Raw genomic sequence first — 14,542 nt, 5'->3', positions numbered from 1 at the left:
GCCCTTGCCGGTACATTACACGAACATTGTTTTAAAAAGGTCAGGAGCATAATCATGGCTGTACAGCAGAATCGTAAGACCCGCTCTAAGCGCGGCATGCGCCGTTCACACGACGCCCTGAGCGCCGCAGCACTCTCCACCGACGCGACTACCGGTGAAGTTCATCGTCGTCACCACGTGTCTCCGGACGGTTTCTACCGTGGCAAGCAGGTAATCGAAGCGCGCGACGAGTAAGTTGCTGCGCCTGAGCACCAGAACCTGGCGGGCGATGCAGCGGTGAACTCTGTCACCATAGCAATCGATGCCATGAGCGGTGACCGCGGCGCGTCCGTTGTGGTTGCTGCTGCGCTGGATGCGGTACGCGAAAACGAGGCCTTGAGTATCATTCTGGTGGGAATCCGGAGTGAGCTCGAGGCCTTGTTGCATTCGGGGCATCCGCGGATCCGGGTGATGGAAGCCGCCGACGTCGTGCGGATGAACGAGCGACCCTCCCATGCCTTGCGGCATAAGCAGAATTCCTCGATGGCGGTGGCGCTGACCCTGGTTCGCGATGGTGAAGCCCAGGGGTGTGTCAGCGCTGGTAATACCGGTGCGCTGATGGCCTTCGGTCGGTCCATTATTCGCATGTACCCGGGGATCGAACGACCCGCCATCACCAAGCTGATTCCGTCCCTGCGCGGTCGTTGTCACGTCCTTGATCTCGGTGCCAATGTCGATTCCAGTGCCGAAAATCTCTATCAATACGCCCTGATGGGCTCCCTGATGGCATCTGCGATCTGCAGTTTGTCCGAGCCGCGGGTGGCGCTGCTCAACGTGGGTGAGGAAGAGATCAAGGGTAATGAGCAGGTCCGCCTGGCATCGCACATGCTGGCCCAGTGCGAAACCCTTAACTACATCGGCTATGTGGAAGGCAGTGACCTGTTCCGGGATGTGGCGGATGTGGTGGTTTGTGACGGATTTGTGGGCAATATCGCCCTCAAGACCGGCGAGGGTGTTGCCGGCATGCTGATTGAGGTGCTCGAGCAGGCCTTCACCCGCAGTCTTTACGGCCGCTTCGTTGGCTTCCTGGCGCGGCCTATCGTCGGTCGCTTGCTGGCACTGATGGACCCTTCCCGCCATAACGGCGCCAGCCTGCTCGGTTTGCAGGGCGTTGTCATCAAAAGTCATGGCAATGCCAATGAACGCGCTATGCTGTCGGCCATTCGGCAGGCGGTCCGCGAGGTTGAGCTGGAAGTGCCCCGTCGTATCAATGAGCGCCTTGACGACCTTATGGTTTAGTCTCTGCTATCCTCCTGAGACTAAAGTCGGCCAGTAAATAACGGGTAAACGAACACTGCTTCGGGTTAACTTGTACTATTGGCTAATCTCCCGTAATCCCCAATGACGATAAGATTCCTACTATGAAATCAGCGTTTATTTTTCCAGGTCAGGGTTCCCAGTCAGTTGGCATGCTGGCAGAAGCGGCAACCCATTGGCCCATCATTGAGCAGACCTTCTCCGAGGCCTCCGCTGTGCTGGGGTATGATCTCTGGCACCTGTGCCAGAAAGGCCCTGCGGAAGAGCTGAACCAGACCACCGTGACCCAACCGGCCCTGCTGACCGCCAGTGTTGCCCTGTGGCGCCAGTGGTTTGTGGCGGGTGGTACCCGGCCAGACTTTCTTGCCGGCCACAGTCTTGGTGAGTACAGTGCCCTGGTTGCCGCGGAAAGCCTGAACTTCTTTGACGCCGTTAAGCTGGTGCGCCTGCGGGGTGAGCTGATGCAGGACGCGGTTCCTGCCGGCCAGGGCAGTATGGCAGCCATTCTCGGGCTCGAAGATCAGGACGTGATTGACGCCTGTGCCGAAGCCGGTCAGGACGAGGTCGTGTCGGCGGTCAATTTCAATGCTCCCGGGCAGGTGGTCATTGCCGGTGCGACGACTGCCGTTGAACGCGCCATTGAGGCCTGTAAGGCCAGGGGAGCGCGCAAGGCCATGCCGCTGCCGGTCAGCGTGCCGTCCCACTGTGCCTTGATGAAGGGGGCTGCCGAGGAGCTGGCGAAGGCGCTGGATGAAGTCAGCTTTAATGATGCTGTCATCCCGGTGGTACAGAATGTGTCGGCAACCGCGGAACAGGATCGCGATGTTCTGAAGGCGAATCTCGTCAAGCAGTTGTACTCGCCGGTATTGTGGACAGATTCGGTTCGCGCGCTTTCCGCTGCGGGTGTCACGGTTGCCGTTGAGTGCGGTGCCGGCAAAGTGCTGGCGGGGCTGGTCAAGCGAATTGAGCGTGGGCTGACGGTCTACGGAATTGAAGATCCGGATGCGCTGGCAAAGGCCATCGACGCGTTCGGGCAGTCATAAAAAGGAAGCGTTCCATGTCTTTTGAAGGTAAAACTGCCCTGGTGACCGGGGCCACACGTGGTATTGGCAAGGCAATCGCGCTGGCTCTGGCTGAGCAGGGTGCTGAGGTTGCCGGCACGGCCACCAGTGCCGAAGGCGCGGAAGCCATCTCCGCAATGTTCGCAGAAGCCGGCCTGAAGGGTTTTGGTCTGGTGATGAATGTGTCAGAGGCTGCCAGTATCGATGCCGGCCTCAAGCAGGTTACCGAAAAGGCAGGCGCTCCGTTGATTCTGGTCAACAATGCCGGTATCACCCGTGATAACCTTCTGATGCGTCTGAAGGATGATGACTGGGCAGATGTGATCGAGACCAATCTTGCCAGTGTTTACCGCACCAGCAAGGCGGTACTCCGTGGTATGGCGAAGGCCCGCTGGGGACGTATCATCAACATCAGCTCAGTCGTGGCTGGCATGGGTAACCCGGGCCAGGCGAACTACTGCGCGGCCAAGGCCGGGGTTGAAGGCTTTACCCGTAGCCTGGCTAAAGAAATGTCAAACCGGGGCATCACGGCAAACTGTGTTGCGCCCGGATTTATTGACACAGATATGACCCGAAAACTGGACGAAGCCCAACGTAACGCTATGATGGAAATCATACCCGCTGGCCGCTTTGGTGACCCGAAGGAAGTCGCAGCCGTGGTGGCCTTCCTGGCCTCGGATGCTGCAGGATATGTGACGGGCGATACCATCCACGTTAACGGTGGCATGTACATGGGATAACCGTTTCGGTTAACCCCGTGGGCAACATTTGCGCAAGCCCTTGTTGCACAAGATGTTAGACAGATATCCTGCTTGTCTGAAAGTAGGGTTTAAACTAAACTGGCAACCCAATCGCAATCGAATAGTTGCTTGGTTGACACAAAAGTGAGGACATTATGAGTACAGTTGAAGAGCGCGTGAAGAAGATCGTTTGTGAACAGCTCGGCGTTAAAGAGTCAGAAGTTCAGAACTCATCTTCTTTTGTAGAGGACCTTGGCGCTGACTCACTGGACACCGTTGAGCTGGTCATGGCACTCGAAGAAGAATTCGAGACAGAGATTCCTGACGAAGAAGCCGAGAAGCTGACAAGCGTTCAGGACGCGATCGACTACATCGTCGCGCACACCTGATACTCTGCTCGACTGAAAGGCCAAGCAGAAGCCGTCCTTGCTGGTAGCAGAAGGGCGGCTTTTTTATTGGCCGGTTTTTGGTTTCTGAAAGACAGTAAAGGATTGAGCGAAGGACGTTATGGCTAAACGACGTGTTGTGATCACGGGTCTGGGTATGCTTTCCCCGTTAGGAAATGATGTGGCTTCCTCGTGGCAAGCTATCCGGAGCGGGCAGAGTGGCATCGGTCCCATCGACCGCTTTGATGCGTCGGAATACAATACCCGGATCGGGGGTGCTATCCGTAATCTGGATATGGAGCCATGGCTTTCATCGAAGGATGCTCGCAAGACCGATGCCTTTATCCACTATGGTCTGATCGCGTCCTGCCAGGCCGTGGCTGACAGCGGGCTGGAAAGTTATGACGCGCTGGACCGGACCCGTGTGGGAGTGGCCATCGGTTCCGGTATCGGGGGCCTGGAATTCATCGAGAAAAGTGTGATCACGATGGAGAAGGGCGGCCCGCGCAAGGTTTCTCCGTTTTTTGTGCCGGCATCGGTGATTAATATGATCGCTGGCAACGTCGCTATCCGGTTCGGTTTCCAGGGGCCCAATATCGCCATCACCACCGCCTGTACCACCGGTACCCATAACATCGGCTATGCCGCCCGCACCATTGCCTATGGCGATGCGGATGTGATGCTGGCTGGCGGTTCAGAGATGGCCACCACCCGCACCGGAATTGCCGCGTTCTCGGCGGCCCGGGCCTTGTCCACCCGTAACGACGAACCCGAAAAGGCCAGCCGGCCCTGGGATCGCGACCGTGACGGTTTTGTGCTCAGCGACGGCGCCGGCGTGGTGGTCCTTGAAGAGCTCGAACATGCCCGCCGCCGTGGCGCTGTGATCTACGGCGAAGTCGCAGGCTTTGGCATGAGTGATGATGCCCACCACATCACTGCGCCTCCCGAGTCTGGCGAAGGTGCCCAGCGTGCCATGGTGAATGCCATACGTGATGCCGGTATCCGCCCTGAGGACATTGATTACATTAACGCCCATGGCACCTCTACCCAGGTCGGTGACGTGGCGGAAGTGGCCGCGGCGAAAGCGGTGTTCGGTGACCACGCCTACAAACTGGCCATGAGCAGTACCAAGTCCATGACCGGGCATCTGCTCGGGGCGGCCGGTGCGGTTGAGGCCATTTTCTCGGTACTGGCGGTACGGGATGGCATCTTGCCGCCGACCATCAACCTGGATAACCCGGACGATGGCTGCGACCTGGACTTTGTCGCCAACCAGAGCCGTTCCGCTGACCTGCGTTACGCCTTGTCCAACTCCTTCGGCTTTGGCGGAACCAACGGAACTCTTATTTTCCGCCGTTACGAAGCCTGAGGTCTGTCGTGCTGACCGTGCTGTGGGCGGATCAGGAGCCGGTGCCGGCGGATGACCGCGGGCTGGCCTATGGTGACGGCCTGTTCGAGACCATCCGGATCGAGGGCCGGCGCCCACTGCTGCTGGCCCGCCATCTGGCACGACTGGTCCGGGGCGCGGAGGTCCTGGACATTCCCCTCGATCAGGCGGCGCTGGGCGGTGCGCTTGAGGAGGCCCTGGTCCGCCATGGCCGCGCCGGTGCGTGGGTGCTCAAGCTCCAACTTACCCGTGGCAGTGGTGGCCGCGGATACCGGCCGCCGGAATCCTGTCGACCCCGCCTGATCATTTCTGCCCATCCGTTGCCAGCAGCGCTGCCGGAGAGCGGTGTCTCTGCCGGGATGACGGACTACCCCCTTGTGGTCAATCCGCGGCTGGCAGGCCTGAAAACCCTCAATCGACTCGACCAGGTAATGGCCAGTCGCGACCTCGACGACTCCCTGTACGAAGTCATCATGGCGGATCCCGCAGGCAATCTGGTGGAGGGCACCCGTACCAATCTGCTGCTGCGTTACGGTGATCAGTGGCTGGTACCGCCGCGGTCCTGCCTGGCGGTAGCCGGTGTCATGCTGGGCTGGGTGACCGACAGGCTCATTGCCTGCGGTGAGACGGTCGTTGAGCGGCCGCTGGTGCCGTCCCTCCTGACATCACCGCACTGCCGCGGCCTGTATCTGCTGAACAGTGTGGTTGGCCACGTCGCGGTTCGCAGTCTTGGGGAAAGGGATTTGCCTCTGGATGACGGGCTTGCGACAATCTGCGGTCCATTGGAAGAGCTGGAATAATTCGTTTGTTGAGATCTCTGTTGATTGCTGTTGTCTGTGTGGGTGTGCTTGCGGCAGCGGGCACCGCTCTCTGGTTGTGGCAGGGTGTGGCCAGTCTGGCCAATCCGGTGGCGCTGGAGGAGCCGATGCTTTTTGAAGTGCCCCGTGGCACGGCATTCGGCAGCGTTGCGCAGCAGATGGAGACGTCCGGTCTGGTGGAACGCAGCCTTTGGGTGCGCCTTCAGGGTCGCCTCTATCCGGAGCAGACTGCGATCAAGGCCGGTACCTACGAGTTTACGGATGGCATGAGTCCCCGGGAAATGATTGCCAGGATGGTGGCGGGTGAGACCAAGCACTGGTCAATCCAGTTCATCGAGGGCTGGACCTTCAACGACATGCGAACCGCGCTCGCTGCCAGCCCCAGGCTGGAGCAGGTGACCGCAGACTGGAGCGCGGAGCAGATCATGACGGAACTGGGCGCGGCCGGAGAACACCCGGAAGGGCGCTTCTTTCCCGACACCTACCTGTTTAACAGCAAAGAGTCAGACCTGGATCTGCTGAAGCGGGCGTTCCGCAAGATGGAAACAACCCTCGCGGAAGAATGGGAAAATCGCGCCGAAAACCTGCCGTACGCCAACGCTTATGAAGCGCTGATCATGGCGTCGATTGTTGAACGGGAGACGGGCGTGGCTTATGAGCGGGAGCAGGTTGCCGGCGTGTTTGTCCGTCGCCTGCAAAAGGGCATGCGCCTGCAGACGGATCCGACGGTGATCTACGGAATGGGTGACCGCTACAAGGGTAAGATTGGCAGTCGCGACTTGCGTGCGTACACCCCCTACAACACCTACCGGATTGATGGATTGCCGCCGACACCGATTGCCCTGCCGGGGCGCGAGGCGATTCATGCGGCATTGCATCCCGACGACGGTGACGCCCTGTACTTTGTCGCCCGGGGTGACGGTTCCCACAAGTTTTCCCGCACGCTGGCCGAGCATCAGCGCGCGGTACGGGAATTCCAGCTTAACCGGCGCGCCGATTACCGGTCCTCACCGGCGCCGGCGGAAGCGGAGGCTGCGCAATGAGTGCCGGCGGCGCGTTCGTGGTTCGTGGCCAGTTCATTACACTTGAGGGTACTGAAGGTGTAGGCAAGTCCACCCAGTTGGCGAATGTGGCAGAAACCCTGAGGTCAAGCGGGCTCGAGGTCGTGGTGACCCGGGAGCCTGGCGGGACGCCAATGGCAGAGGCCATCCGTGACCTCCTGCTGACACCCCGCGACGAACCGGTTCACGAAATGACCGAGCTGTTGCTGATGTTTGCCGCCCGGGCGCAGCACCTGCATACCCGCATCCTCCCGGAACTGGCAGCGGGCCGTTGGGTATTGTGCGATCGCTTTACCGATGCCACGTTTGCTTACCAGGGGGGCGGCCGCGGCGTGCCGGCAGAGCGTGTCGCCTTGCTGGAGAACCTGGTGCAGGGCGACGTGCGTCCGGATCATGTGATTTTGCTGGACGCCCCGGTAGAAACCGGTATGGCAAGGGCGCGCAAGCGCGGCGCGCTGGACCGCTTCGAGCAGGAGACAGTTGCCTTCTTCGAGCGGGTTCGGCACTGCTATCGCGAGCGAGCTGCCCTGGCCCCGGAACGCTATCACATCATCGATGCCGGCCGGCCGCTGGATGTGGTGAGTGCTGAAGTGAGCGCACTGGTCAGGGGTTTGGTCGGCGCAGGGTAAGCCCGGTTTTTGCTTGCGGTGGTGCTTTTTCACCCGCTATCTGGTTTAATTAAGGCTCATTCTCAATTACCAAGCCGTTGCCTGTATGCTGAATGCGCGCCTGCTGAAGCTGCCACACGCCTCCCATCAGCACCGACACGAACATCACCAGATCGTGATCGGGGTGCAGGGAGAAGCAGACCTCAATGTGGAAGGCGCCGGATCCCACCTCGATACCTGGCGCGCTTGTCTGGTGCCCACCGAGGCGCGTCATGACTACTGCGGTGATCGGCAGAATCATGTTCTGGTCATCAACCTGGATCCGTATATTCCCGCCCTCAATACCCCGGAGCACGCCGATTATGAACGGCTGGCGCCGATGTTTGAGCGGCCCCGTACTCTGGCGCTGGATAGCCGGCTCCAGGGGCTGGTGCAGTTTGCAGCGGGGGAGTTTGACCGGTCTCCGCGGAATGATGGCCTGAAGCGGCACCTGGCAGCCGGCATTCTCCATTGCATGGCAGAAAGGCTCCATGATGGCCAACCGGCTGCCTCTGGCCGGAACAGCATCAGCCCGGATGCGATCCGTCGCTACATCCTGGCGCATCTCCACCGCAAGATCACCGTCAATGACCTTGCCGGCCTGGCCTGCCTGAGTGTGAGCCGCTTTCATGAGTTGTTCCGCAAGGTGACAGGGGTAACGCCCCACCAGTTCCTCTTGCAGACCCGTCTGGAGCAGGCCGCGCACCTGCTTTCTGCGACGTCACTCTCGGTGGCGGAGATCAGCTACCGGACCGGGTTCTCCTCCCAGAGTGCCCTGACCAACGCCCTGCGCAAACACCGCAAGGTGACACCGACCCAGCTCCGTTCGGGGCAAAATGCCGCCGAAATTGTCTGAAAGCCCGCTCTTTAATACGAATTTGCAAAATAATCGTAGAATTCTGCAAGCGCCGGATCCGTAGTAATACTAACTTACAGAGTCGGTCAAAGGTCGCCTGCGCGGGTGTTTGAGGAGCATTTGACAGCGACGCCTGCGGGATGACGACGCGACTGCCTGCCTGAAAGCGCTGATGCCCCGCATCCGGGATCATGTTTCAACGCACCTTGCGGTAACTGATATTGCCACTAACCTTAACGGAAAGGTTCCTGAGCAGGATGACGTTGCCCGGTTGATCAATGGTTTGCAGCAGGGCAGGGACTCGTATCAGCTAAGACACACAACAATAAAGAGTGCGTCGACCGGATATCACCCCGGTTAACGCACTGAACGGGCGGAGCGGGTTTCGCCCTGTTGAACTGGAGGATTTTCATGGCTATTGGTGTTTGGATCAGTCTCTTTGCTTACTTCGCGCTCATGATTGCCATCGGCATCTATGCGATGCGCAGATCCACGTCCTCATCTGAAGACTACATGTTGGGTGGGCGGGCGCTCAGTCCAAAGGTGGCGGCCCTTTCGGCCGGGGCCTCGGACATGAGCGGGTGGTTGCTGCTGGGTCTTCCGGGGGCGCTTTACGTTTCCGGTCTGGCTTCCGCCTGGATTGGTATCGGTCTGTTTGTTGGGGCCTTTTTCAACTGGGTGCTGGTTGCCCCCAGGCTCCGCGAGCAAACCGTTCACTACGGTAATGCAATTACTATCCCTTCCTTCCTGGCAAACCGCTTCCCGACACAGGCGTTGTCCCTGCGAACGGTGTCGGCGGTTGTCATTGTCATCTTCTTCGCGGTTTATACGGCGTCCGGTCTGGTCGCCGGCGGCAAGCTGTTTGAAAGCGCCTTCGCCGAGATTATCAATGTTGGCGGGATGAGTGATTATGCTGTCGGTATCGTCATCACCCTGGGTGTGGTGCTGGCCTACACCGTTGTGGGTGGCTTCCTGGCGGTGAGCATGACCGACTTTGTCCAGGGCTGCATCATGATGCTGGCCCTGGTGATCATGCCGGCGGTGGTGCTCTTTGGCGAAGGCGGCGGCGGCTTTGCGCAGGCCTCACAGACTCTTAACGAAGTTGATCCTACTCTGTTGTCGTGGACCGAAGGGCTCACCTTCATCGGCTGGCTGTCGGCGGTAACCTGGGGGCTTGGCTATTTTGGTCAGCCGCACATTATCGTGCGCTTTATGGCCATTCGTTCCATCAAGGATGTTCCGACTGCCCGGAACATCGGTATGTCCTGGATGGCAATCTCGCTGATTGGTGCGATTTCGCTGGGGGTTTTTGGCCGGGCCTATGCGGTGCGCAACGGTATGGACGTCGCTGATCCGGAAACCATCTTCATCATCCTGTCCGAGCTGCTGTTCCATCCGTTGATCACCGGCTTCCTCTATGCCGCGTTGCTGGCAGCCGTGATGAGCACCATCTCCAGCCAGTTGCTGGTATCTTCCTCGTCGCTGACCGAGGATTTCTATCGTCTGTTCCTGCGTAAGGAAGCAACTGACCGTGAGTGCGTCAACGTCGGTCGGGTATGTGTTGTGCTGGTTGGTCTGGTCGCCGCCTTGATTGCTTCTGACCCGAACTCCCAGGTTCTGGGGCTGGTGAGTAACGCCTGGGCGGGCTTCGGCGCTGCATTTGGCCCGCTGATCATTCTGTCCCTGATGTGGTCGCGTACCAATGGTGCCGGTGCGGTTGCTGGCCTGATTGTGGGTGCGCTTACGGTCATGGTATGGATCGCGCTGGGCTGGAACGGTGAGTTCATGGGTGGCCCTGGCGTTTATGAAATCATTCCTGGCTTCATCGCATCCTGGATTGCCATCGTGGTCGTGAGCCTCGCGACGGCGGATGCGGGCGAGTACCAGGCAATTAGCCGGTAATCCGGAGAGCCTGTATTGCCCGATCTGAGCCAGCAGGGCTCCGGGACAGGCTGGCACAAACCCTCACCCTATGGGTGGGGGTTTGTTTTTTTTCGGGGGCGTTCAGGTTGTAAGACCTCCAGCCGGATCGACAGTGTGCCGTTTGGGCTGGCAAGTTGTCGATCGAGCCGCTACTTTAGTAAAGTCATATATCAGATAACGAATCATAATAATGATGCGAGGACAACGGGTTATGAAAAAGAACCGAATTTTGACAGCAGTGACCGGTGCGCTGGCTGCGACGGTATTTACCTTCTCTGCCGGTGTGCACGCCGAGGGTAACTACGTGATGGGTACGGCGACCACCGGGGGCACCTACTACCCTGTCGGGGTTGCCATCTCCACTCTGGTCAAGGTCAAACTGGAACCCACCAGCAACATCTCTGTCTCGGCCATCAGCTCCGCGGGTTCCGGTGAGAACCTCAAACTGATGGATGAGGGGCAGATCCAGTTCGGTATCCTGCAGGGCCTGTATGGCGCTTACGCCTGGAATGGCAGCGGTCCCGTGCCGAAGGCCTACAAGGATATGCGTTCCGTCACCATGCTGTGGCAGAACGTAGAGCATTTCGTGGTGGACAGTAAGTACGTGAAGACCGGCACCATAGACGACATGACCAACTTGTATGGTGAAAGCTTCTCCATCGGAGCCCGCAACTCGGGTACCGAAGGTTCGGGACGCTACATCCTCGGTAATGCCGGGATCGACCTCGACAAGCTGGAAATGGCCTACCTTGGTTATGGCCCGAGCGCCGATGCCATGCAGAACAACAACATCGAGGGTATGAATATTCCTGCCGGTGTGCCGGCGTCTGCGGTCACCCGCGCCTATGCCAACATGGGCAAGGATATTACCACCCTGGATTTCACCGCCGAGCAACTGGCCAAGGTCAACAGTGAGTTCGAACTCTGGTCGCCGTACACCATTCCGGCTGGCACTTACCCGAGCCAGGAGAAAGACATCAACACCATTGCCCAGCCGAACATTCTGGCAGTACGTGCGGATGTGCCCGAGGAAGACGTCTACCAGATTACCAAAACCGTCTATGAAAACCTGCCATTCCTGAACAACATCCATCCGGCGACCAAAGCAATGGCGCTGGAAAAGGCCATTGCCGGGCTGCCAATGCCACTGCATCCCGGAGCGGAGCGGTTTTTCCGTGAGCAGGGCCTGACCATTCCGGATCGCCTGGTTGCAAAGTAACGCCTGTCAACGGTGGTGTCCTGCCGGCAACCCTGCCGGCGGGCGGAACAACGAGGAAGCCGGGTTCGTCCGGCTTCCGTCTTATCGGTATTATCTATGACCACGCCTGATCCCAAACCTGCACCCGCGGGTGCTCCCCTGGATGAAATACGTGATGAAAGCGCCAGTGAGGCCAGTGAGCGGCTGGACCACCCGCTGCTCGGACGTGTGATCTTCGCCCTCGCCATCATTACTTCGCTGAGCCACCTTTATTTCAATACCCTGTCCACCCTGTCGGAGTTGTGGATCTCGGCCTTGCACTTTGGCATGTTCGGGTTGCTGTGTGCGTTAACTACACCGCTGTTTCGTGGCGGTTCTGCAGGGAGTAAGCGGCTGGTCCTCGGCGTGGACATCTTTCTCGGCCTGGCGGCACTGGCTTGTGCGTGCTACCTGATTCTTTTCGAGGATGCCCTGTACCAGCGGGGTGTGAATTTCTCCACCGCTGACTGGGTGGTCTCGGTTACTGCTGTGGTCCTGGTGCTGGAATTTGCCCGCCGCACCGTGGGCTGGTTCATCCCGGCCCTGTGTATTTTCGCGTTAACCTACGTAGCCTGGTGGGGCCAGTACGTTGACGGTATTTTCAATTTCCCCGGGTTGTCCTGGGAAACCGTGCTCTATCGGGCGTTCATTGGCGGGCAGGGCATGCTTGGTTCGATTGCACGGATCTCCTGGACCTATGTGTTCATGTTCATCCTGTTCGGCGCCTTTCTGGTCAAGTCCGGCGCCGGAGACTTCATTATCGAACTGGCGCGTTGTGCCGCAGGGCGCTTTGTCGGTGGTCCCGGGTTTGTAGCGGTTTTTTCATCCGGGCTGATGGGGTCTGTGTCCGGCTCCAGCGTTGCCAACACCGTGTCTACCGGGGTGATTACCATCCCGCTGATGCGCAAGGCGGGATTCCCGGCCCGGTTTGCCGCAGGGGTGGAAGCGGCGGCATCCACCGGAGGCCAGTTGATGCCTCCGGTCATGGGGGCCGGGGCCTTCATCATGGCGTCGTACACCCAGGTATCCTACCTCACGATCATTGGCGTGGCGGCCCTTCCGGCCCTGCTTTACTTCCTCTCTGTGGCGATGTTTGTCCGTATCGAGGCCAAGCGAAGCCATGCAACCCGACTGGACGATGACACTACGCCGTCGCTGAAAGAGGTCCTCAAGGACGGCTGGCACTACCTTTTGCCATTGGTGATCCTGGTGGCGGCGCTGATCTATGGCTTTACACCCACTTACGCGGCGGGTCTGGCGATTGTTTCGGTGATTGCGGCCTCCTGGTTGTCGAAGAAACCCATGGGCTTCCGCGATATTCTGGAGGCCCTGGAGATGGGCACCCGCAATATCATGAGCACCGCGATCCTGCTGATTACCGTCGGCCTGATCGTCATGGTGGTCTCCACCACCGGAATCGGTAATACCTTCTCACTGATGATCACCGACTGGGCCGGTGGCAGTCTGCTCATTACCATCCTGCTGGTCGCCCTGGCGTCGCTGATTCTCGGTATGGGCCTGCCGGTGACCGCCGCCTACATTGTGCTGGCCACCCTGTCGGCGCCTGCGCTTTACGGGCTGATCGCCCAGAGCCAGTTGCTCGACCTGTTAATGTCGGGCAATCTGCCGGAGCAGGCGAGGGCGATCTTCATGCTGGCGGCGCCGGACAAGTTCGAGTTGCTCAATGCCCCCATGGACAAGGCCACCGCGCAACAAATGCTGGCACTGGTGCCGGAAGCCTTCAGCTCGCAGTTGCTGGAGCAGGCGCTGTCAGCCCAGGCGCTGACCATGGCCCTGGTTGCGGCCCACATGATCATCTTCTGGCTGTCCCAGGACTCCAACGTAACGCCGCCGGTGTGTCTGACTGCTTTTGCCGCCGCCGCTATTGCCGGAACACCGCAGATGCGAACCGGCTTTACCGCCTGGAAACTGGCGAAGGGGCTGTACATCGTACCGCTGCTGTTTGCCTACTCACCATTGATTGGCGGTGACCTGACCGAGATGCTCATGGTGTTCGCCTTTGCGCTGTTCGGAATTTACGCCATCGTGGCCGGTATGGAGGGTTTTCTGGAGCATCGCCTGGGCTGGTTTGTCCGCCTGGTGATGTTCCCGGTGGGTGCCCTGATGCTTTGGCCACACCAGATGCTTTTGCTGGATCTGGCAGGCCTGGTGATCTTTATCGGCTTCTTCATCTGGAGCAGTCGCAAGGCGCCCCGCCTGACCCCGCGGGTTGTCGCATGAGCGGTTGCTGCCCATGAGTGTGATCGAACTGCTGGTGCTGGTCGGGATCGGCGGTGTGGCCGGATTCATCAACGTGCTGTCGGCGGGCGGCTCCATGCTGACGCTGCCGCTGCTGATGTTCCTCGGGCTACCGCCCCAGGTCGCTAACGGCACCAACCGGGTGGCCATCACCCTGCAAAGCATCACCGCGGTGGGCAGCTTCCACCGCATGGGGCATGGCAGCCTGCTGGTCAGCCTGCATCTGGCGGTACCGGCCGTTTTGGGCTCTCTGCTGGGAGCCTGGATGGCAACCCGGGTGGCCGATGCGGTGTTCGAAGTGGTGCTGGTGACCGCCATGATCGGCGCATCGGTGTTCATGCTGTTGCCGCAGCCGAAACTGGATACCCGGCCGCTGACCACCGATCGCCTTGGACCGGTAATCTACCTGGCGATGTTTGCTATCGGCATTTATGGCGGTTTCATTCAGGTCGGCGTCGGTGCGCTGTTCATTGTCGTGCTTTATCGCATGCTTAAAATCGACCTGCCCCAGGTGAACGTCTTCAAGGTGGCAATCGTGCTTATCTACACCTTGCCGGCGCTGCTGATCTTCGCCATCAATGACCAGGTTCGCTGGGGAATGGGCCTGGTGCTGGCGCTCGGTAACATCACCGGGGCATTCCTCGCCGTTCGCGTCAACCTGAGCGAGCGCGGTGCCCAGTGGGTGAAGTGGATAACCCTGGTAATGGTGGCGGCGATCCTGGTCCGGCTGATCGTCTACTGAGAGCACTGCTGGCGGCCCAGATAAGGGAAGGGAGGGCTGGCACGGAATCACTGTAGCTAGCGTCGGCAAGCAATAAAAAAACGCCAGCCCGGAGGCTGGCGTTTTTTGTGGAGCTGAACCCGGAAGGCT

At 59.4% G+C, this 14,542-nt stretch carries 14 protein-coding genes; all 14 read left to right on the top strand.

What is annotated here, in order from left to right:
• Window positions 1-54 precede the first annotated feature (54 nt).
• Entirely contained in the window at window positions 55-234 is a 180-nt protein-coding gene (gene rpmF, locus CLH61_RS04785; protein WP_008174968.1) for a 50S ribosomal protein L32, read from the top strand.
• A gap of 42 nt (window positions 235-276) precedes the next feature.
• Window positions 277-1,278, top strand: a complete 1,002-nt coding sequence (plsX, locus tag CLH61_RS04780) for a phosphate acyltransferase PlsX (RefSeq protein WP_099613555.1) — start codon at window positions 277-279, stop codon at window positions 1,276-1,278.
• Window positions 1,279-1,400: 122 nt separating this feature from the next.
• Window positions 1,401-2,339, top strand: a complete 939-nt coding sequence (gene fabD, locus CLH61_RS04775) for an ACP S-malonyltransferase (RefSeq protein ID WP_099613554.1) — start codon at window positions 1,401-1,403, stop codon at window positions 2,337-2,339.
• Between the two features lie 14 nt (window positions 2,340-2,353).
• The gene (fabG, locus tag CLH61_RS04770; protein ID WP_099613553.1) at window positions 2,354-3,097 is read left to right on the top strand and encodes a 3-oxoacyl-ACP reductase FabG; all 744 of its coding nucleotides are present in this window, start codon (window positions 2,354-2,356) and stop codon (window positions 3,095-3,097) included.
• A 155-nt stretch (window positions 3,098-3,252) separates the two neighbouring features.
• Window positions 3,253-3,486, top strand: a complete 234-nt coding sequence (gene acpP, locus CLH61_RS04765) for an acyl carrier protein (RefSeq protein ID WP_008174976.1) — start codon at window positions 3,253-3,255, stop codon at window positions 3,484-3,486.
• Window positions 3,487-3,604: 118 nt separating this feature from the next.
• Complete coding sequence (gene fabF, locus CLH61_RS04760; protein ID WP_099613552.1) at window positions 3,605-4,852, top strand: beta-ketoacyl-ACP synthase II; 1,248 nt, start codon at window positions 3,605-3,607, stop codon at window positions 4,850-4,852.
• A gap of 8 nt (window positions 4,853-4,860) precedes the next feature.
• Window positions 4,861-5,670, top strand: coding sequence for an aminotransferase class IV (locus CLH61_RS04755; protein WP_099613551.1), 810 nt, complete (start codon window positions 4,861-4,863; stop codon window positions 5,668-5,670).
• A 5-nt stretch (window positions 5,671-5,675) separates the two neighbouring features.
• Complete coding sequence (gene mltG, locus CLH61_RS04750; protein WP_170003607.1) at window positions 5,676-6,731, top strand: endolytic transglycosylase MltG; 1,056 nt, start codon at window positions 5,676-5,678, stop codon at window positions 6,729-6,731.
• On the top strand, window positions 6,728-7,378 hold the full coding sequence (tmk, locus tag CLH61_RS04745) for a dTMP kinase (RefSeq protein WP_099613549.1): 651 nt from the start codon (window positions 6,728-6,730) through the stop codon (window positions 7,376-7,378). The genes mltG and tmk overlap by 4 nt, the downstream gene beginning before the upstream one ends.
• Before the next feature lie 85 nt (window positions 7,379-7,463).
• The gene (locus tag CLH61_RS04740) at window positions 7,464-8,252 is read left to right on the top strand and encodes a helix-turn-helix transcriptional regulator (protein WP_099613548.1); all 789 of its coding nucleotides are present in this window, start codon (window positions 7,464-7,466) and stop codon (window positions 8,250-8,252) included.
• A 411-nt stretch (window positions 8,253-8,663) separates the two neighbouring features.
• Window positions 8,664-10,154 (top strand): sodium/proline symporter PutP, encoded by a 1,491-nt coding sequence (gene putP / locus CLH61_RS04735; RefSeq protein WP_099613547.1) that lies wholly within the window; start codon window positions 8,664-8,666, stop codon window positions 10,152-10,154.
• A gap of 232 nt (window positions 10,155-10,386) precedes the next feature.
• On the top strand, window positions 10,387-11,394 hold the full coding sequence (locus CLH61_RS04730; protein ID WP_099613546.1) for a TAXI family TRAP transporter solute-binding subunit: 1,008 nt from the start codon (window positions 10,387-10,389) through the stop codon (window positions 11,392-11,394).
• A 96-nt stretch (window positions 11,395-11,490) separates the two neighbouring features.
• A complete protein-coding gene (locus CLH61_RS04725; RefSeq protein ID WP_099613545.1) occupies window positions 11,491-13,653 on the top strand; it encodes a TRAP transporter permease in 2,163 nt (720 codons plus the stop codon).
• A gap of 13 nt (window positions 13,654-13,666) precedes the next feature.
• Window positions 13,667-14,413: a sulfite exporter TauE/SafE family protein gene (locus CLH61_RS04720; RefSeq protein ID WP_099613544.1), complete on the top strand. Its 747-nt coding sequence runs from the start codon at window positions 13,667-13,669 to the stop codon at window positions 14,411-14,413.
• Window positions 14,414-14,542: the final 129 nt, after the last annotated feature.

Source organism: Marinobacter profundi (assembly GCF_002744715.1).
GTDB lineage: Bacteria > Pseudomonadota > Gammaproteobacteria > Pseudomonadales > Oleiphilaceae > Marinobacter > Marinobacter profundi.
Note: the sequence above shows the minus strand (reverse complement) of the source record. Positions and strands in the feature narration are given on the sequence as shown.